The 20,270-nt window shown below is 51.5% G+C and carries 19 protein-coding genes, 1 tRNA gene and 1 pseudogene; 11 read left to right on the top strand and 10 right to left on the bottom strand.

Going from position 1 to position 20,270, the window contains the following annotated elements:
- Positions 1–656 precede the first annotated feature (656 nt).
- Positions 657–1,280, top strand: a complete 624-nt coding sequence (locus IAE30_RS11410) for a response regulator (protein ID WP_045816367.1) — start codon at positions 657–659, stop codon at positions 1,278–1,280.
- A 7-nt stretch (positions 1,281–1,287) separates the two neighbouring features.
- On the top strand, positions 1,288–4,896 hold the full coding sequence (locus IAE30_RS11405) for a transporter substrate-binding domain-containing protein (protein ID WP_200679711.1): 3,609 nt from the start codon (positions 1,288–1,290) through the stop codon (positions 4,894–4,896).
- Positions 4,897–4,910: 14 nt separating this feature from the next.
- Here IAE30_RS11405 and IAE30_RS11400 read toward each other — a convergent pair whose 3' ends face one another.
- Both IAE30_RS11400 and IAE30_RS11395 read right to left on the bottom strand, forming a co-directional pair.
- Positions 4,911–5,537, bottom strand: coding sequence for a response regulator (locus IAE30_RS11400; protein ID WP_200679709.1), 627 nt, complete (start codon positions 5,535–5,537; stop codon positions 4,911–4,913).
- 249 nt (positions 5,538–5,786) lie between these two features.
- Complete coding sequence (locus IAE30_RS11395; protein ID WP_200679699.1) at positions 5,787–6,671, bottom strand: alpha/beta hydrolase; 885 nt, start codon at positions 6,669–6,671, stop codon at positions 5,787–5,789.
- Between the two features lie 101 nt (positions 6,672–6,772).
- On the opposite strand from IAE30_RS11395, the gene IAE30_RS11390 reads away from it, so the two are divergent.
- Positions 6,773–7,702: a LysR family transcriptional regulator gene (locus IAE30_RS11390; RefSeq protein ID WP_200679697.1), complete on the top strand. Its 930-nt coding sequence runs from the start codon at positions 6,773–6,775 to the stop codon at positions 7,700–7,702.
- Between the two features lie 257 nt (positions 7,703–7,959).
- Here IAE30_RS11390 and IAE30_RS11380 read toward each other — a convergent pair whose 3' ends face one another.
- Positions 7,960–8,907 carry a hypothetical protein gene (locus IAE30_RS11380; protein WP_200679691.1) on the bottom strand — a complete coding sequence of 316 codons (948 nt, stop codon included), beginning with the start codon at positions 8,905–8,907 and terminating at the stop codon, positions 7,960–7,962.
- A gap of 722 nt (positions 8,908–9,629) precedes the next feature.
- Here IAE30_RS11380 and IAE30_RS11375 point away from each other — a divergent pair.
- The 6 genes from IAE30_RS11375 to IAE30_RS11350 are packed head-to-tail and all read left to right on the top strand — an operon-like array spanning position 9,630 to position 15,566.
- Entirely contained in the window at positions 9,630–11,927 is a 2,298-nt protein-coding gene (locus IAE30_RS11375; RefSeq protein WP_200679689.1) for a type VI secretion system Vgr family protein, read from the top strand.
- The gene (locus tag IAE30_RS11370; RefSeq protein WP_200679687.1) at positions 11,863–12,960 is read left to right on the top strand and encodes a DUF3274 domain-containing protein; all 1,098 of its coding nucleotides are present in this window, start codon (positions 11,863–11,865) and stop codon (positions 12,958–12,960) included. The genes IAE30_RS11375 and IAE30_RS11370 overlap by 65 nt, the downstream gene beginning before the upstream one ends.
- The gene (locus IAE30_RS11365) at positions 12,954–13,706 is read left to right on the top strand and encodes a hypothetical protein (RefSeq protein WP_234472734.1); all 753 of its coding nucleotides are present in this window, start codon (positions 12,954–12,956) and stop codon (positions 13,704–13,706) included. Before IAE30_RS11370 ends, IAE30_RS11365 begins: the two co-directional genes overlap by 7 nt.
- The gene (locus tag IAE30_RS11360) at positions 13,706–14,461 is read left to right on the top strand and encodes a hypothetical protein (RefSeq protein WP_234472733.1); all 756 of its coding nucleotides are present in this window, start codon (positions 13,706–13,708) and stop codon (positions 14,459–14,461) included. Before IAE30_RS11365 ends, IAE30_RS11360 begins: the two co-directional genes overlap by 1 nt.
- A gap of 46 nt (positions 14,462–14,507) precedes the next feature.
- The gene (locus tag IAE30_RS11355; RefSeq protein WP_200679685.1) at positions 14,508–14,762 is read left to right on the top strand and encodes a PAAR domain-containing protein; all 255 of its coding nucleotides are present in this window, start codon (positions 14,508–14,510) and stop codon (positions 14,760–14,762) included.
- Complete coding sequence (locus IAE30_RS11350; RefSeq protein ID WP_200679683.1) at positions 14,763–15,566, top strand: hypothetical protein; 804 nt, start codon at positions 14,763–14,765, stop codon at positions 15,564–15,566.
- Here IAE30_RS11350 and IAE30_RS11345 read toward each other — a convergent pair.
- From IAE30_RS11345 to IAE30_RS11315, 7 genes and pseudogenes are all read right to left on the bottom strand, one after another.
- Positions 15,499–16,080, bottom strand: a pseudogene (locus IAE30_RS11345) (antA/AntB antirepressor family protein); the annotation flags it as partial. The gene IAE30_RS11350 and the pseudogene IAE30_RS11345 overlap by 68 nt on opposite strands.
- Positions 16,081–16,220: 140 nt before the next feature.
- A complete protein-coding gene (locus IAE30_RS11340) occupies positions 16,221–16,511 on the bottom strand; it encodes an AlpA family transcriptional regulator (RefSeq protein WP_200679681.1) in 291 nt (96 codons plus the stop codon).
- Positions 16,511–16,708, bottom strand: coding sequence for an AlpA family transcriptional regulator (locus IAE30_RS11335; protein ID WP_200679680.1), 198 nt, complete (start codon positions 16,706–16,708; stop codon positions 16,511–16,513). Before IAE30_RS11335 ends, IAE30_RS11340 begins: the two co-directional genes overlap by 1 nt.
- A gap of 221 nt (positions 16,709–16,929) precedes the next feature.
- Complete coding sequence (locus tag IAE30_RS11330) at positions 16,930–17,364, bottom strand: hypothetical protein (RefSeq protein WP_200679679.1); 435 nt, start codon at positions 17,362–17,364, stop codon at positions 16,930–16,932.
- Entirely contained in the window at positions 17,361–17,666 is a 306-nt protein-coding gene (locus tag IAE30_RS11325; RefSeq protein WP_200679769.1) for a hypothetical protein, read from the bottom strand. The genes IAE30_RS11330 and IAE30_RS11325 overlap by 4 nt, the downstream gene beginning before the upstream one ends.
- Positions 17,667–18,147: 481 nt before the next feature.
- A tRNA-Arg gene (locus tag IAE30_RS11320) sits at positions 18,148–18,224 on the bottom strand.
- 169 nt (positions 18,225–18,393) lie between these two features.
- The gene (locus IAE30_RS11315) at positions 18,394–18,897 is read right to left on the bottom strand and encodes a DUF1198 family protein (RefSeq protein WP_200679678.1); all 504 of its coding nucleotides are present in this window, start codon (positions 18,895–18,897) and stop codon (positions 18,394–18,396) included.
- Between the two features lie 176 nt (positions 18,898–19,073).
- On the opposite strand from IAE30_RS11315, the gene folD reads away from it, so the two are divergent.
- Together folD and ybcJ are read left to right on the top strand one after the other, a co-directional pair.
- Positions 19,074–19,940, top strand: a complete 867-nt coding sequence (gene folD / locus IAE30_RS11310) for a bifunctional methylenetetrahydrofolate dehydrogenase/methenyltetrahydrofolate cyclohydrolase FolD (protein WP_034828233.1) — start codon at positions 19,074–19,076, stop codon at positions 19,938–19,940.
- Positions 19,940–20,152, top strand: a complete 213-nt coding sequence (ybcJ, locus tag IAE30_RS11305; protein ID WP_038648448.1) for a ribosome-associated protein YbcJ — start codon at positions 19,940–19,942, stop codon at positions 20,150–20,152. Before folD ends, ybcJ begins: the two co-directional genes overlap by 1 nt.
- Positions 20,153–20,270 lie beyond the last annotated feature (118 nt).

Genomic DNA, 20,270 nt, shown 5'->3' with positions numbered 1-20,270 from the left:
TGACCGGGGTCATGTTTTAGTTGAAAAGACCGTTAATTAATATCGCCAATTACCATTCAATATCGAATTAATCACAATCTGGGAAGCAGAGGTGAAGACGCTTTATTTTCCGATTAAAACCCACAATGAAAACCACCAGTTAAATCAATTAAAACAGCAAGTTAATTTCATAAATCCCTTTATTTATGCAAGATTACTTACTGTGATGACTATCAGTGCAGTGACATTTCATGACGTTACACTTAGGGCCACATAAGTAACTTTACCTTCAGGTGAAAATTAAACCCAATCTAAACAAAGCCACACTTCGCCTTTTCGTCGAAACACCTTTATTCCTCGTTTCGCCCCGTTAAGACCACTACCTGCTCAACTTAACCTTTATCTACAGCGATAATGTTCTTACTACTTACATAGCGAAATCATCAGCTCAATGCCCAATAACTTCACTTACTTTAAACGACTCTTCGCATAAATATAAAACTGAGCAGAAACCATAGTAAATAGATAAATAACACGTCAGGTCATGATATTTATTGCATCAGGAAAACCTTACAAAATAATTATTTGCGCCATTTAAACTTTACTCTTAAAATCCGCTAACCAATAAAACCAATCCTTATTAATATTCCATTCACCGCAATAAACAGGACAGCTATATGAAGGAAGTTCTCATCGTTGATGACCATCCCGTCGTTCGGATGGCATTAAGACTGCTGCTTGAAACGGACAACATGAATGTGGTGGGCGAAACGGATGACGGGTTTGAAGCATTAGCCTTAACCAAAAAACTGTCACCGGATTTGATCATCGTGGATATCGATATGCCCTCTTACAACGGCATCGATCTGGTGCAAAGGCTGCGCCACAACGGCTTCAGCGGCGGCATTCTGGTGCTGACTGGCAAAGACGTTGACCACTACATCAAACGCAGCGCCACCGCCGGTGCCGATGGCTTTATTAGCAAACGCAATAACATGACCGAATTGCACGACGCCATTCGCGCGATTAATGCCGGATATGGCTTCTTTCCTTTAAATCGTCGACGTCAGGGTTTACCGGATGATATTCAGGAAGACAAAAATAAAATTGCTAATCTCTCCAGTAAAGAATTGCAGGTGCTGGTGTATTTATCCAAAGGCATGAAAGTGGTGGAAATGGCACAACGGATGAAGATCAGCGATAAAACCGTCAGCACTTATAAACGCCGATTAATGGAAAAGCTCGATATTCAAAATATGGTCGGCCTTTACGAGTTTGCCAAACGAAATAATATCGCCTGACATCGTCATGGTTAAATTACTCTGCCTGATGGGTTTGATGTTCTGCCTGCTGAGTCAGCCAATCAGGGCTGAAGATCCGCGCACCATGCAGTTGGTCAGTCGTGAACAAAATGTCCTGCTGACCTTTGATCTGCCCGACAACGACTGGCGCTGGCTGGGCGAAAAACGCGAAGTTAGCGTCGCCCTCTACGCGCCAGAAAATCCGCCTTTCGATATGATCATTGATGCCAACACGCTGGAAGGGATCTCCGCTGACTACACGGCTCTGGTCCTGCATTACCTCGGTTTGCACATCAACGCACACTATTACAGCAGTCGCAGTGCCGCACTCGATGCCTTGCAGCAAGGCAAGGTGGATATACTGGTGGACAGTGCCGGCAGTCCGGAACCGACTGGTGCAGAGCTGTTGCTAAGTACTCCGTTTGCCTCGGATTACCCTGCGATGGTGTCACGCGATAACATCATGTCTGAAATGAGTGATGACAATTCCCCGATGCAGATCGCCATGCCGCGCGGCTACCTGAGCGATGCCTGGATTGAGGCGCGCTATCCGGAAGCGAAAATCACCCGCTATCCTTCTGCGCTCAGTGCGTTGGCGTCATTAGCCTTTGGCGAAAACGACTACTTCATTGGCAACCTTAATACCGCCAACTACCTGATTGAACGCAACTACGCCTCAACCCTTTCCGTGATACGCATTTTTGAACCCACCGATGCCGGACCGCGCTTTGTGTTTCCCATTCGCAATTCACCCCTGTATCGGGGCGTCAATGCGGTGCTGAGTGCCATTCCCTTGCAGCAGCACAAAGCCATCTTCCATCAATGGGTGCAAAGCATGCCACCAATGATGGCGGCGCCGCCTCTGCAACTCACTGACCGTGAGCGACGCTGGCTGGCTCAGCACCAGACGCTGCGCGTGGTGATGAACCCGCTCGATGCGCCTTTCACGCTGAAAGATCGGTACAACAAATTTAACGGTATGACCGCAGACTTACTGCGCTTGATTCATCTGCGCACCGGCATCGACTTCACCATGGTGGAGGCCTCCTCCGTCAACGCGATGATCGACCAGCTGAGCCGCCATGACGTTGAGCTGGTTGGCTCGCTGGCCCACAGCCCGCAGCGTGAAGCGCGCGCCCTTTTCTCTCACCCTTATGTGCTGCCGCCGTATGTGCTGGTGAGCAAAAACACGCTGGGCGCGCCCAAATCACTGAATGACACCGACACGCTGGCGATCACACCCCAGCATGAACTCACCAGTTGGCTGACGGAAAATTTTCCCCACATCAAATTGATCACCGTTGAGAACGCCAGTATTGCATTGCAGATGGTCAACGAAGGCCGGGTGGATAGCGCGGTGAATAACCTGATTGCCGCGCGCTATATGATCGATCGCTACTTCAGTAATCGGCTGCAAATTGTCTCGCGCCTCGGGGAAAATCCGGCGCGAATCGCCTTTGCCGTAGGACGCGATAACCCGGAGTTGCTGAGTATTCTGAACAAGGTGCTGGCAACCATCCCGCCGCGCGACATCTCGCTGCTGGCGATGAAATGGCAAGGCACGCCCGATGTCAAACTCGATACCTGGATGGCCTATCGTCACGAATTCTACTGGCTGGCCGGGATCTTCGCAGTGCTGGTGATCACCTCACTGTTCTGGAACTACCATCTGCATCGCGCGGTGCGTCAGCGCAAAGAGGCACAGGCGCGGTTGCAGGAGCAAGCCACCTTCCAGAACACCCTGTTCAATGGCACGCCGGTGCCGATCTACGTCATCAATCATAAAGGGGAAATGACCAACAAAAATCCGGCCTGGAGCCAGTTCTTCAACGATCCACACTCTAATATCAGCCAGCTGCCGCTCAGCGACAGCGCGCACCCGTTGCACGCCCTGTGCAAGGCGCAAATGTCCTCACTGGCCGAGCAAACCTCATTGGAGATGGCACCGCAGCGCGGCCAAATCGACAACGGCCACGAACTGCGTGATGTTATCCACCGGGCGGTGGCGTTTCGCGATAATCACGGCAACATCGCCGGTATGATTTGCAGCTGGCAGGACGTGACGGAACATGAACAGCTGACCCGCGATCTGCTGCAGGCCAGCGAACGCGCCGAGCAGGCCAACCGCACCAAAAGTACCTTCCTCGCCACCATGAGCCACGAAATCCGCACACCGATCAGCGCGATTATTGGCTTGCTGGAGCTGGCGGTCGCCAATCGTCTGCAACAGCCGTGCGATAAAGAGTCGGTGCGCGTCGCCTATGAATCCGCGCAATCGCTGATGGGACTGATTGGCGATATCCTCGACATGGCAAAAATCGAATCGGGCAAGCTGGAACTGTCACCGGAATGGGTACGCTTCGATACGCTGGCCGAACCGGTAGTGCGCGTGTTCGAAGGGCTGGCGCGTCAGAAAGGATTGCTGTTGCACTATCAGGTTGACGTACTGCATCCGGACGAACTGCTACTGGACCCGATGCGTCTGCGGCAAATCCTCTCCAACCTGATCAGCAATGCCATCAAATTCACCGAGCGCGGCACGGTGGAAGTCCAGGTGCGCAGCAAACCGGGCGAAGGCGATCGCGCCACGCTGGAACTCACGGTGCAGGATACCGGCATCGGCATCAGCGAAGAGGATCAGCAGCTGATATTCAATCCTTATGAACAGTCCGCATCGGGCAAAAAACAGCGCGGCACCGGCCTTGGATTGGCGATTTGCGAGCAGATGGTGGCGATGATGGCGGGCAGCCTGTCGCTGCACAGCCAGCCGGGGCGCGGCACCCGCATCTGCGTGCGCATCCCGGTGGATTGCCGAGAGGCGGTCAGCGCGCCGGTTGAACCGATACGCCAGCAAGATGCCTGCGGCCTGCCGTTAACCATCCTCACGGTGGATGATCATCCCGCCAACCGCCTGCTACTCAAACGCCAGCTTACTCGCCTTGGACACAAAGTGATCGAAGCCGAGGATGGCGAACAGGCGCTGTGGCTGTGGCAGGAAAACCAGATTGATTTGGTGATCACCGATTGCAGCATGCCGGTGATGGATGGCTTCACCCTGACGCGCGAACTGCGTAAGAAGCAGCGCGAACCGCTCACCATCATGGGACTGACCGCCAACGCCCAGCCAGAAGAGCGATCGCGCTGTCTGGAAGCGGGCATGGATGACTGCCTGTTCAAACCTTTGCGCCTACCGCAGCTGGAAGCACTGCTGCAAAGAGTGCCGCGCCCGACTGTTGTGCCCTATCCCGGCCATGTCGCGCTGAATCACCTGCTCGATCTCAACGCCCTGCGCGAACTGGCTCATCAGGACAACGAAATGTTGCAGCGCCTGCTCAACGCCACCCGCGATGAAAACTTGCAGGATATGCAGGTGGCCTGCGCCTGTTACGACAATCGCGACTGGCCCGCGCTGGAACGCAGCCTGCATCGCCTGGCGGGATCGGTGCAGATCATTGGCGCACTCTCGATCGCCGATCAATGCCGCGAATTAGAGCAAGCCTGTGGCGCCCCAGCCGATGAACGTCATCTCGGCCAGATGCTCGATGAAACGCTAGGCTGCGTGCATGTGTTGAATCAGGCTATCGAAACCTTTCTGACAGAAGAGTTCAGCGCATAAACTGCCGCTGCGCCTTAATCCAGATTATGCCGCTGGGCAAAATCAAGCACATCCACCAGATTCTTTAACTCCAGTTTCAACATCAGACGGCTTTTATAGGTGCTGACGGTCTTATCGCTGATGTTCATACCTCGCGCGATATCCACCACCTTCTCACCGCGCGCCAGCAGGCGTAACACATCCAGCTCTTTTGGCGACAGCTCGTCAATCTTGCGCTGGTCACTGTTTTCATCCTCAAGATGCAAGCCCTGACGCGCACAATTCATCGGGAAAAAGGCGTATCCTTTGCTGATGGCGCGAATCGCATCTCTCAGCTCGGTTAACTCTTTGCACTTACTGATAAATCCGTTGGCACCCGCCGTGGCACAGCGACGGATATAATTCTCGCTGTCCTTGCCGGAGAGCACCAAAATGCCCCTCTTGTACCCGCTCTGGCGCACACGCTTAATGACATCGATACCGTTGAGCACCGGAATGTCGATATCAATAATCACTAAATCCGGCTGCAGTTTTTTCACCCACTGGATAGCCTGAATGCCATCGCCCACTTCCCCTACGACTACCCGATTGTCTTGTTCAATGACTAGCTTGAGCGCTAATCGCGTGATTGGATGATCATCAACTATCAGTACCTTTTCCATTTTTCACCCCGTCCCGCGCCTTGACCGATAAAGTAGAGCGGCTGGGTGAGTTGACGTGCGCCGTCAACTGTCAGGCATCAGCGCCAATTGACTCGCCATTGCCTCGCCAGCCACCCCTCTCCGGAAACGATCCCTTAACGGTTATATCGGTGAATGTAGCGGTTGCTAAAATAAATGTGATGGGGGATGTGAGGAGGGGTTTTGTGCCCGGCCTGCGTTGCGAAAATCTCTGGCCGGGCTTGCGAAGTGTTACTGATGCTGGCGAATAAAACTGGCGGCGATATCCAGTGCGTGACGTGCGGCATCCAGGCGGATGTCCCGCTGAAATACATGGTGCATGCCCTGATAGATATCCAACTGCACTTCACCGCCCTGCGCAGCTAATTGCGCCGCTAAGCGCGTGGCGTCATCCAGCAGCAGTTCTTCAGTGCCGACCTGAATCACCAGTGGTGGTAACTGGCTGTAGTGGGCAAACAGCGGCGAGGCGCGTTGATCTTCCGCCGATATGTCCTGCAAATAAGCCTCAGCGGCATCGCGCAGGATCGATGGCTGGAAAATCGGATCACGCGTATTAGGATCGTTAAACGAAGCGCCGCTGAAGGTCAGATCGGTCCACGGCGAAAACAGCACCGCAGCACGGATTTTCTTAACCAGCTGCGGATGTTGCAGCGCCACCAGTGATAGCGCAGCACCGGCAGAATCTCCCACCAGCGCGATATGTTCAATGCCGCTGTCGACGAGACTCTTCAGTACCTCAGTCACTCTATCCGGCGCAGCCGGGAATGGAAATTCCGGTGCCAACGGATAGTCCAGCACAAAAGTTGAATAGCCCGTGCGCACCGCCAGCTGGCTGGCGAATCCGCGATAAGCCTGCGCGCTGCCGAGCATATACGCCCCGCCATGGATAAACACAATAACCTGTTCGGTGCGCGTCTCCTGCGGATGCAACCACCAGCCAGAATCTGAGACGTGTTCTAAGTGCACACCTGCTGCCAACGGTGTTTCCGCAGTCATCTCGTCATAATACGCACGCATTGAGCCAGTAAAGTTCGCGCGATGCGTATGCTGTTCGGCCAGTGATTGCTGCACTTGCAACTGATCGTGACCGGTTAAGGGATGCTGTGACTTGTTCATAAGTTGCTCCGGTAAAAGGGTGTGGAGCCACCTTATGCCATTCCAATTTTCGCAACTAGCTGGCTTAATGGAATACCAACTATTCCCAGCAGGACTACTGAATGGATCGACTTGATGCTATCCGGCTGTTTCTGCGCGTGGTCGAATGCGGCAGTTTCTCCGCAGCCGCCAAAGAAGCCGGTATCGGGCAATCTGCGGTCAGCAAACAGATCGCTGCGCTGGAGAAGCAGTTCAATCACCCGCTACTGAAACGCTCCTCACGCGGTATTGTCTTAACCGACACGGGCCGAACCTTTTATGACGGCGCGCTGCGCCTGCGCGATGAATTCGACCAGCTTGAATTAAACGTCAAATATGGCGCAGATGAACCGGCAGGCACGCTGCGTATCTCAGTGGCACCGGTGTTCGGCCGTTTCTACATCGTGCCGCGACTGCCCGCGCTGCTGGCACGCTACCCGGCGCTGAATGTGGAACTGCGCGTCTCCGAGCGGCATGTTGATTTGATTGAAGAGAATATCGATGTCGCCATCCGTCACGGCGAACTGCAGGATTCAGCGTTAACACAGCGCAAGCTGGCCGACAGCCCGCTGATCACAGTGGCGAGCCCGGATTATCTGGCGAAGTATGGCGTGCCCGCCTCCCCTGCTGAACTGAGCGAGCATCAGTGCATTGCATTTAATGCCGGTCGCGGCATGCATCCATGGCGGTTTGTGGATGAGCACGGTAAAGCGTTAACGCTGATGCCTCAAGGGCGGTTTCAGAGCAATGATGGTGAGCAACAGCGTGCCGCTGCGCTGGCGGGATTGGGCATTACGCAATTTCCGGCCTGGCTGGCGGGACCGGATTTGGCTTCAGGGGCATTGGTGCCGGTGTTAAGGGAGTTTGCCGTGGGATCGATGCCGGTGAGTGCGGTGTTCGCAACGAAGCAGACGGCGAACAGTAAGGTAAGGGTTTTTGTTGAGTATTTGCTGGGGACGCTGGGGGAGGATTTGCCGTTGGGGGCTGGGGATGAATCTGCGAGGTTAGTGTGAAGCCTACGTTGGAACAGGTGATTGAGTTTGTACGCGAGTATTCCGGAGATCTTAAGTCGGTGATGACTGAGCATACCCGGCTGGAGGCTGATCTGGGTATTACCGGGGATGATGGAGTTGAGCTGCTGGAGGAAGCGGAGAAGAGGTTTGGGTTTAGACATAACCCTACAAAGTACTAGTTGCAGCCCCCATAAAAAGACTGAAACGGTTTAAAGGTAAATCCGCAGGTGATTTCTGGATGATACCTATGAAAAAACTTATTTTTTAAACCATTTAGGCATTTTTGATTGACTTACAAGCACACGCTTGAAGGCGTCTTGATTTTTATCATCCTTAATACAGTTTATTTCTTCAAAACCCCAGTTCCCATCACGATTGGAAAAATAGACCGTGTATTTATCCGCATTAAAGCCAAAATAACGCTCTGTTGGATTGCTTATATTTAAAGAGCCACAAGATGCATTAGTGTGCCATTCATTATTTGTTGCCCAATCCAATGAAACCACTAAAAAGTTATTAGCCCAATGCAATACAGCAAGCGATAAAGATGATGTGAGTAACAAAATCCCTAAACCATTCGTCGCCTTATGATCTTTGAACTTATTTGACACATACATGAAAAAACCATACGAAATTGGTTGCAGTATAACAAAAAACCAAAGCGCAAAAAACGCTGACTTCCATCCTAATTCCAGAAGGGGAGATTCACTGATATCCATGTTACTAAATTGCAAAAAATAACTTGATGCATAAGCACTTGTAAAAAAATACAGCATAGGAACACCACCGAAAAACAATGGCTTAAATTTATTTATAATAATATCATTTACACGCCAGAGGTCATAAAAAACAAATGCTCCCCCAATTATTACCGTAATAATAAAAAGCAAGAACAACCACCTTGCCAACCATACACAGTCCATATTTAACAGGAATAAAGAAAGCGACAATAAAACCCAAGAAAATAAAGATATGCCACCGGATATTTTCCTTGCGGCATCATCATTATTTAGGTGGATAAAGTATCGCACAATAATTCCAATCTTACCCTTATTAAATAAAGATAGCACCACCGTAATAGAAAGAAGAACTAATAAGAATGACTTCTTGAATAATAATGGCTGTTCAACAAGAAAGGGATTGATTATTAAAAGTGAAGATAGAATAATATAAAAACCATGTCTTTTTATTTTATCGAAAATCATAACGATCCATCCTTAGGTTAATTAATACAATGGAAAAATATTTAAATATGCACTTCTTCACTCATGCAATACCTTAAACTCTTCCCTAATCATCTCCAGAGCCCTCCATCATTGCGGCACCATCCTCCGTTATTCAATATGCTCAGCCTAATGGATACAAGCCGTCCGCACGACATTGCGCTATCAACGACTTATTTACCCCTCAACCACATCTCGCGATTTTCCCTTCGATGCAATAATTGGCCTCGCCTGAATTTCAGATGCGCATTACCATTTCTGAAAGTGGCGGATGGGAAGTAAGTCACCCTCTAGTATAACGGGAACGACGTATTGTCCGTATAGTTCATCTCGACCGTTACGCACTTGTCGCCAGTCTTTTCGCGGTAACGTTTTTCAGTGGCCCTGCCGTCGCGCTCCGGGTTCGATGTTCCCCCTCATTTCCGAACCTTCATCGCGAATGGTCAGGCTAAGTTTTTACCAGACGATTTCATTCACCGACTCGGCTCATCTCCCCAACACAGCAGGATGCGTGCCTTTCGACTTGACGCAGTCGAGGTTGTGGCCCTGTTCAGCCATTTGATGGTGTTCATCGAGGAAATCGACTGCCGGAATCCCGCCAAATATTAGGTCCAAAATTAAGTCAAATTTTACGGTATACTAACAAAGGTAAATTATTTACACTTATCCTTATTGTTTGTGGTGTCATTTCAATAAGGATATTTATGACCCTGACAGGGAGTTCGGGCTATTCCGCCCATTTAAATTCGCTCAACCGCTATCTTCTCGTCTTTAAAAACCACGAAGTGGTTGCAGACGTCGAATCATTTGAAGGGCGTGAATCCCTCAGCCAGCCTTATCGATTTACCATCCGCTTCACCTCGTCCGTTCAGGACATTCCACCTGAAAAAGTCATGATGCAGCCCGCTGCATTTATGATGCGGGCTCCCTCCAAAAATTGGTCCCGATTTCGGCCTGACCAGGATCCCTGGAGCTCATTACGTAAAGTTCACGGGGTAATCACGCGCTTTTCCCGCATCTCAACCAGCGCTGATGAATCGACGTATGAAGTTATGCTGGAACATCCTCTGGCCCTACTGACAAGCACGCGCCGATACGCTATCTATCAACGTACGTCCGTTCCCGAGCTCGTCAACTCTGTGCTGAAGTCGCACGGTTTTCAAGGCTATGAGATTGACATGAGCCTGCTGAAGTGGAGTTACCCCGACCGTGAAATGATTGTTCAGTGGGGAGAAAGTGACCTGTGCTTCATCCGGCGTCTGCTTTCTGAAGTCGGGATCTGGTTCCGCTTTCGTAAACACGAAACCGCTGAAGAAATTACCGTGATCGTGTTTGGCGATCATCAGGCCGGCTATGTTAGTGGCACGAAAATTCAATCGCTGCCAGAAGCGGGTTTAACGGGCGATACCCTGACAATCCGGCAGATGCGTTGCCATTCAGTTGTCGTACCCGCATCAGTACGTGCGCGTGATTATGACTATAGACAGAGCAGGTATATTCCTCCGGAACACGACGCGGACATGGGCGACGAAGCCCCCTACACCACAGGAAGGGATTACCACTACGCTGACATTCAGCACAGCGCGGGAGACCAGTGGAGCAGCATGCAGGGCGGTGAAGCGGAAACATCCTGGCACTATGCCCGCATCCGCCATGAGCGCCATTTATCCGGCCGGACGTGTCTGGAAGCCATTGCTGACGATCCCGCGCTGCAGCCAGGCATGGTGGCTGAAATTGTGGGTGAGCAGTCTGAAGCATTCGTGCCCGGTTTTCTCATTCTTGAGAGCATCTGCCGCGCAGGCCGAGCGGCTGGGTATCAGGCTGAACTCAGCGGCATTCCCTACAGCGAGCGCGCCGCTTTCAGACCAGAGCGCCTGCCGAGGCCGGTTATCTCAGGGACGGTTCCCGCGCGCGTCTCAGGAGCCGTCATGAACGACCGCCTTGCCCGTCCCGACAGTGAGGGACGATATCGAGTGAAGTTCTGTTTTGATCTCGATAGCTGGGAGAAAGGCAGGGAAAGTATGCCTGTCCGTCTGGCCCGCATCTATGCAGGTGATAAGTTCGGCGTGCACTTCCCGCTGCTGGACAACATGGAGGTGGCGATCGCGTTTGAAGGTGGCGATCCTGAGCGGCCCTATATTGCGCACGTCCTGCACGATGCGCTCAATCCTGACGTGGTGAACGACCTCAACAGCACGCGCAACGTTATCCGGACGATGGGAAAGAACAAGATCCGGATGGAGGATGCGGCAGGCAGTGAGCACGTCAAGGTATCAACCGAGTTCGGCAAAACGCAGCTCAACCTCGGCCACCTGGTCGATGCCGATCGTAAAGAACGCGGCGAAGGGGCAGAGCTGCGTACCGACCATCACGCCACCGTACGTGCCGCAGAGGGGATTTACCTGACAACCTCGGCGCAGACGGGCGCACGTGGAAAGCAGCTCGATATGGCTGAGACCATCACGCATCTGGAGCAGGCGCTCAGTATTGCTTACAGCCTGCAGTCTGCTGCCACCGGTGCCGGCGCTGAGGGCGTAGACACTGCACCACAGCAGGCGCTTCAGCAAGCTGTATCCGGGCTGGCGAAGCCCGGCATCCTGTCCTGGGGGGAAGCGGGCATTGCGCAGGCGACGCCCGAGAGCCTCCACCTGGCCGCCGGTAAGGATGCGGTGATCACGGCTGGCAGCAACGGCAGCGTCAACATATTTAAGGCCCTTTCCTTGGCAGCGGGTCAGGGAATCTCCGCGTTTGTCCGCAGGATCGGCATCAAACTGATTGCCGCATCTGGCGATATCACCCTTCAGGCCCAACGCGGGCAGTTTGCGGCACTTGCCGATCAGAACATGCAGATTACCAGCGTCAACGGTGAGCTGCAGATAAGCGCGAAAAAGGGCCTGTATCTGCACTGCGGTGGCGGCGGGCTCCGCCTGCACCCGAATGGTGGCGTGGAAATATTCTCCCCGGCGCGCATCGAGCAGAGATCCCCGCTACAGCCGCAATAACTACGGCCGGGTCTATAACTACTTCTGCCCGGATGACGGCACCGTTTCGCTGTCCAACGTGCAGGGCATGGGCTGGCGTGGTATCCCTGATACCTTCGCGGGCAGCATACCCAACCTGTATCAGCGCGCCTTCTGCCAGCACCACAGTACGGGTGTCACCCCGACCGGCGCGCCTTTTGAAAAGCCCGCTTTCCGTCCCGGTGATTTTAAGTATGACGGCTGGCCAACCAACGCTGCCTATCCGATGAAAAGCGGCGTGACCGAAAACGCTGAGGCCCTGCCCGAAGTGATTGAGCTGACCCTGATGGGGCAGGATAACCGCGGGGACATGAAGTACAAAACCGGTGTCGGGGGGGAGGATCGCTATATTGAATACTCCGCACGTGAGCATGAAAACGCCTGGCAAGTGACCGAGTTTCGTCCAGCGATCAGATTTGCCTATCCGCACCGCACCGGTCAGGTGCTGTCAGAGACCGAGCTGGCCGAGGTCAACCGCCACTACGGCACCGCGTTTGTATCCGGTCGCGTGGTGGGCAGCGCAACGCAGCGCTATCTGCTGAAGCGGCGCAAAACGGACGATGAAATTAACGAGATGGAAAAATACGGCGACCCGGTAAAGTTCAGCCAGCACTCTTCAATAGTGATGGACCCGACCGTGCAAGAAAAGGCAGTGGCCTACGACTTGGCCATCGGTAACTGCATGGCCTTTGAAGACCCCTCGTTCTGGCTCAGCCTGCGCAAGCGTGCTGACTGGCGGCACGAGTTTAATCCTAATAGCGAGACTAAGGCATATTACAAAACGGGCAAACTTAACCAAGAAGAAACGAAGAAATTCATGAATCGACCAGATGACGTTCTTCCCACCGGAGAGTTCGGCGTGGTAAATGATTACGGTCCGAAAACGCGCGTTAAGCCAGCTCGGTATCCGGAGGTACACGATAAGGAGGTTGAGGTACACCAGTGGAACATGCCTGAGGCAGCAAGCTACCAAGACGTACCCGGAGCTAAAAAAACAGGAGTTTCATCATGGTAAGGTCAGCAAAAAAGTATGGCCTTACGGCGCTTACAATCCTGACTGTGCTAAACGCGAGCGGATGCAGCGGTGTCCAGCTTAAAAAACGACAGAAGCCGGTACAGGTAGTGTACCGCTTTGACGACCACCGCTGGCTGGAGTTGCATGGTTTTGCCTGCGAGGGCGCGCTTTGGTTCGTGGATGAAAAGCGCGATATACGCAGTGAGGTGTCCTCACAGTTCTACCGCATCTTCACTAAACCCTACATCAACGCCTCTGAGCGTTACATTGCTGTGCCGAGCTGGGACTCTGCGCATTTCTCTGTTTCCCGCGACTATGGCCAGACATGGATATCCTCTGACATAAAAGGACGTGAAGACGATGAGGCGGGTTCAGATTCTCCTGAATACGAAAACATCAAATCACTGACTGTGGTTAATGATCAGGGTTTTCTACTAACCAAACAAGGGCACCTGTATATGTCCTCCCTGCCTTTTGATGATCCGCGCATCATGCCGGGAGGGGAAGGGATTGATTACAGCTATACGTTTAAAGGCAAAGTTTACCATGACAGGCTGGAAGCTATTCGTCCGGGCAAAGGAGAAAACGTTTCACGCTGGGGTCTCTTCTACGTTGATCCCAGGATTCTGCCTAAGCTCATTACAAAGCACTATGCCAACTTCCAGAACCTGCCGACCCGTGTGCCTGAGGTGACGGGATATACGGGCTGGACCCACATGCAGTGCGATATGAAGGCCGGTCTCTGATGCTTAAATTCGGTCTTAATAAGCATGCAGCTTCGGCGCTGGTAGGCCTGATTGTTTTAACTACGAGTGGCTGCAGCGGTAATCCGCTGAAGAAAAGGCAGAAGCCGGTGCAAGTAGTTTACCGCTTTGACGACCACCGCTGGCTGGAGTTGCATGGTTTTGCCTGCGAGGGCGCGCTTTGGTTCGTGGATGAACAGCGCGATATACGCAGTGAGGTGTCCTCACAGTTCTACCGCATTTTTACCCACCCTTACATTAACGCCTCAGAACGATACATTGCTGTTCCCTGGTGGAACTCTTCCGGAATGACGATTTCACGGGATTATGGCCGTACGTGGATGTATTCAACCGTGAAAGGACGTGAAGACGATGAGGCGGGTTCAGATTCTCCTGAATACGAAAACATCAAATCACTGACTGTGGTTAATGATCAGGGTTTTCTATTAACCAAACAAGGGCACCTGTATATGTCCTCCCTGCCTTTTGATGATCCGCGCATCATGCCGGGAGGGGAAGGGATTGATTACAGCTATACGTTTAAAGGCAAAGTTTACCATGACAGGCTGGAAGCTATTCGTCCGGGCAAAGGAGAAAACGTTTCACGCTGGGGTCTCCTGTATATCGATCCCCGTATTTTGCCTGTAAGAATGGAGCAGTATTACGCCAACTTCCAGAATCTTCCAACCCGCGTGCCTGAGGTGACGGGATATACGGGCTGGACCCACATGCAGTGCGATATGAAGGCCGGGATGTGAGTGAATTCCCGCAGAAATGAATAACAAGTTAAAAGGAAGAAATCACATGGATGGCGTCATTCGTTTGGGAGACCGGCTTTCGCCGGGCGGTTGCGTTACCGAAGCTAGCGGAGAAATGTTCGACGGTAAACCGGTCATGCTGACTGGTGACAAAGCACAGTGCAGTCAGCACGGTGCAACCTTTGCTGTTGAAGGACATCCTGCCTGGATCATGAACGGTCGTAACGTTGTTACTGACCGCTGCAAAGCGAAGTGTGGCTGCCTGCTGTTGACCTCACTGCCTGAAGCGGGAGTGCGGTAAATGAAATACTTCTGGAAGCCGCTGCTTTCCTATCCGGGTAAAACGGAGACACGCTTTCCTCGTCTGTTTACGGCGGTTGCGGGTATTGTTGCCACCCTTCTTATGCTGATGTTCAGTGCTCTCACGCTTGAGAGTGAGCAGCTGACTCTAAGCCTGCTTATCTGGCGATTATTGGCCCTGCCTGTGGCGGTATGTTCTGCTGTTGTTTCACTATGTTTTATTGTTTTCCACCTTATCTGTTCCTGGCGTCTTTTTATGCAACTTGCGTACATCGGCATCGAGAAAGATTGGAAATCCCGGGCTTCTGAATGGATGCGCCTGGCTGAACACGCTTCTATCTTTCCGGTTGATAACGCTGCGCTAAAAATGCTCAAGCTTGAGGGAGAAATGCCCGTGGATGGCGATATTGCTCTCAGACTTTCCGTTGAGGATGATGAAACGTCAGGCATGAGCCGAATGCAAATTGTGGTGCAGCGTCTGCTGGAACAACTGGATCTGACGCACATTGACGCGAGAACCGAGCGCCCTGAACTGTTTCTCTACCTGGGAAACTCAGCGGAGTCTGTACGCGATGACTTAACATCACTGATTCAGTCTGCCCATGCCTCTCTGAAACAGGCCAGCTTCCACTACATTGAAGAAGTGCCTGACCTGTCACTAGTGCAGGAATGGGCAGATTCGTCATTTAGCGGATTTCGCCTGCTGATCATTGCCGAACTTCACAACGGCGATACCCCTGCGTCTCTTTGCCTTGCTCAGCACGAGCTGCATCGAGAGCTGCACACATTGGCTTATATAAATTAGCGGCAGTAATCCGTGCGCGAAGCTGCTGGCGCAACTGTGCAGCGATTTCTGGTGCCGAACGGCTTAGCTCTTCCTCGCAGCGGATGAAGTAACGACGAACAGCACGGCCCTGTTCATTTCGCTCAACCATTGCCACTTCTTTAGCCATATCCAGAGAGAGCAAATAATCTTTACTGCTACGATCTCCACCACGCTTTGATTTCCATCCACCGTCACTCTTTTCAAAATCTAACCTATGATTCCTGAAATCTGAGGAATCAAACACAACGTAATCATGGCCTAGCACAAACCCATACTCATCAATACGCAGCTTTATCCAGGTCGAGAAATCATTTCCTGCACCCAGCGCGATGTGTAAATTTTTCGCACTAATTGTGTTAGCAGGTCTGCCACCGATTTGGCCGGATAGCACTGGCACAATGTTTGCGAAATCATTATCACCGGTTCCTTTCACATTGAATTCAGCGTGAGTCTGGGCACTACCAGTTAAAGCAGTAATTTTTTTCTGAGTCATTTCTATTGCTCCAATAAGCTAATTATTTAGAGCCGCCGCGACAGCGTTAGGGATGCTGCAATAAATTGGTCGCAAACACTCGCAAGTTTTATTCTTTTCGCTGATCAGACGAATTTGCGAGTAATTGCGCATTGATTTTGTTAGGCCGATTTGCGGCTATGTGGGTTATTGACGTTTTCAACAGCAGGCGGGTTACGTACCCACCAGAGCACATCAGAAAGTAGCCAAGCACAGCTATTGCGACCTAAGTGACAACGGGCAGGAAAGCGGCCTTTGTTTTCCATTATGGAGCGGGTGGAACGGGAAAGGCTGATGAAAGCTGCGCATTCGCGCTCACGGATGCGGATGTGGATGCGGCGATCGTACTGGATGCTGTATTCAATGAGTATTGAACGGCGCTGTTCTGCTGTTGGCGATTCGAACACGCTCATTAGCCCACCTCAACACGAGATTCAGCGATGCTCTGGTTAATCCACTCGTCAATTTCGCTTTCAATAAAAGCAATTGAATGAGAACCAATTTTTATAGCAGCAGGGAATCGCTGCTCACTCATAAGGCGATATAACCACGCTTTGCTATAACCAGTACGCTTTTGAACTTCAATGAATCTAATTAATGGCGGAGACATATTTACCTCGTAGCGTCTATTACGGTTTACGAGGTATATGCTCTCATATTTTTAGGCATTTTTAATGCTACCATAAGGGATTATGGTTGGTAGGTGTATATGAACCCTAAGGGTGATAACTTAAAGATGACTTTGACCCTAAGGGCTAATACCAATATGCAGGAAATAAATGTAAAAATGCCCTGAGGGCCATCAGGGCTCAATGCTAGAAGGGGGTAGGGTCACTTTCGGGTGATGGGGCAAGCTACCTTCTCGATTGCTCTAGCCAGAGCATCGGACATCTGATAGTCCTGCTTAAGCTTTTCAACTAAATAATCTGCTGTTGGAGCTGTGCTTCTGTCATATTCATCATATGCATTCCATTCTAAATTACGGAGTTGAATGGCGATTAACAAGGGGTCGTCAGCGCGATATTTTCCAAGCATTAATGGCTGCTTGGTCTCTTCTTTATCAAGCAACGCCTTAATTCTATTCAATTCGTCAGAAAGACTCTCTTGGGTTGAAGTATCTTCAGTAGGCATTGGTTCATCTAAATTCATTGGAGGGATTCCCAAATTCACACTTTTGCCTATAGAGTAGAAATAATCGACCAACTCCTGACGTTTAAATCCATATCCATGAAAAATTTCGACGTTAATCTCTTTATATCTCTTCAAAATGGAATTTCCCCCGGCCAAACACCATGATGATTGTATATTTCAAGCAATAAAGCATTAAGTGATGGATGAGGAGAATCGGATTGCACGCCCCATGTATAAGACAAGCTTTCAAATCCTCCCCCTACAGTAAGCATTCCCATATCGGGTGCTTGCGGATCATTTACCAGTATAGTGATAAGCCATTCAGCTATTTGGGGCAATGTAGCCCCACCAGACTGCTCCTGAAGAAGATTAACTAGTTCATAAAGAGAAATGACCTCACTTTTCTTTTTAGCAAGATAAGAGACTATATCAATCACACGCCACCTCACGCCCTCTAAAATGGCGGCTATGTCAGCCTGCAGAGGTGTGCAGGATTTCGAGGATCAGCCTAGACATAGCCTATTATTTATTCGTCCAATGAAGTCTACTACGGACCATTAACACTGTCTATTTAACCAGTTGCACTAGTTTACTAATGAAGGGGAAAACATCCTTTCGAAGGTATTCGAGAATATCCTCAGCGTAACCTTGGGACCAATTGATCCGCTTATGTTCATGCCACTCTAACGCTAATACTTCAAAGATGTTACTTAATATGAGATTTCTAGCCTGCTTCACTTCTACGGGATCGTTACCCACTGCAAGTAATATTTTAGCCTCTTCACGCTTCATTCTGGCATCAGCAATTGATACGGCTTGGAATAGAACTTAATAGATGTCACGATAACGATAATTAGCTTGCTATGCGGGTTCGAAAGCGATTCGTAGACTTTGAGATACTTCAGAATGAAGAAAGGATGGCACGCCCTACAGGATTCGAACCTGTGACCTACGGCTTAGAAGGCCGGTGCTCTATCCAGCTGAGCTAAGGGCGCATAGTGGTTGCGTCGGATTATACGTTTGCACGCTCTCGCGTCAACGTTTTTGCCGCCCTGCGGCTCCAGAGTGTTGAATCATTGAACAATTCGTCCTGAAGACCGAGCAATACGCCCCACGTCGCGCGCCATCCGCCCTAGATACCTATGCCCAACAATCCCCCGCCCCTCAATGCCGCTTACGCCACTCGCTCATCGACACCAAATTACTCACTTCGCCAGCCTCCCCTTCCAGCTCGATCCCCTGCTGAGTAAACCGCGCATTATATTGCTCTCGCAACGCATGCAGTTCCGCACTCTCCGGCTCCAGCTGACGCAGAAATCCTAACGCTAACAACAGCTGCTGTCGCGAAATTAGCCCCGAAAACCCCGCTTTAGTCAAAATCCCGTGCCAGCGCACCGCGTTCGCGTCACCGCCATCCACAATCAGCACCTGCCAAATCAGCAGCACCGCCGCGCCGTTGCCCAGATGAGTTTCGTTATCCCCTGAGATGTAGTCAGTGAACTCTTTGGCCGCGTCTTTTCCCATCAATGAAAGCATGGATTCGACATGCACAGGCGGCAATTGCAGCCTTTTACTCAGCGCCTGCGCAGCATGGCGCGAACCAGCCGTCAGTAGTTGAAACCCTACAACAAACACCACCGCCAGCGTGGCGAGTATTAACCAAATCATCACGGCATCCACATAATTTCCTGAGGGACATAATACGCGCTAAGGCGGTCTCACGTCACTGCGGAAAGTCGTGAAACGCACAGGCGAAATGAATCTCTACCTGACAGCCGGACGCGCTTCTGACAGAATAGGCACCAATCCCCGATTTAACTTTCTACAGATGGATTTCCTCTCTGATGGCAGCAAAAATTATTGACGGTAAAACGATTGCGCAGCAGGTGCGCCTTGAGGTTGCCGAAAAAGTACAGCAGCGTCTGGCGGCCGGTAAACGTGCACCAGGTTTGGCAGTGGTGCTGGTGGGTGAGAACCCCGCTTCGCAGATCTATGTCGCCAGCAAACGTCGCGCCTGTGATGAAGTGGGCTTTATCTCCCGCTCTTACGATCTGCCTGCGACCACCAGCGAAGCCGAACTGCTGGAACTGATCGATACGCTGAACAATGACAGCGAAATCGACGGTATTCTGGTTCAGCTGCCGCTGCCAGCCGGCATCGATAATGTCAAAGTGCTGGAACGTATCGTGCCGGACAAAGATGTCGATGGTTTCCATCCGTACAACATCGGTCGTCTGTGCCAGCGTGCGCCGAAGCTGCGTCCTTGTACGCCGCGCGGTATCGTCACGCTGCTGGAGCGCTACAATATCGATACCTACGGCCTGAACGCCGTGGTGGTTGGCGCATCCAATATCGTCGGTCGTCCGATGAGCATGGAGCTGCTGCTGGCGGGCTGCACCACCACCGTCACGCACCGTTTCACCAAAGATCTGCGTCATCACGTTGAGCACGCCGATTTGCTGGTGGTGGCGGTCGGTAAACCGGGCTTTATTCCGGGTGACTGGATCAAGCCAGGCGCGGTGGTGATTGATGTTGGCATCAATCGTCTGGAGAGCGGTAAAGTAGTGGGCGATGTGGATTTCGCGAGCGCTTCTGAGCGTGCGTCATATATCACCCCGGTTCCCGGTGGCGTCGGTCCGATGACCGTTGCGACCCTGATTCAAAATACATTAGTCGCGTGCGAAGAGTATCACGACGTGGAGGAGGCATAATGGCCAGTTTTTCTTTGGGCGAACATGCTCACGTTGATTTGTGTGACCTGCTGAAACTTGAAGGTTGGGTGCAGAGCGGTGCGCAAGCAAAAGTCGCCATCGCGGATGGCGAAGTGCGCGTGGATGGCGCAGTCGAAACGCGTAAGCGCTGCAAGATTGTGGCAGGCCAGAACGTAGAGTTCGCCGGTTTTAAAATCACCGTTGTAGCTTAAGCATTCGGGCAAATAAAAAGGGGCGAACTGTGGTTCGCCCCTTTTGCTATTCTGCGGCTTGTAAATTCAGGCACGCATCAATGCGAGCCCTGCAACCTGAAAATTCGGGTGCTGATGA

Source organism: Pantoea sp. S61, assembly GCF_016625145.1.
In the GTDB taxonomy this organism is placed as follows: Bacteria; Pseudomonadota; Gammaproteobacteria; order Enterobacterales; family Enterobacteriaceae; genus Pantoea; species Pantoea rwandensis_B.
This window is presented reverse-complemented; position numbering and strand designations above follow the sequence as displayed.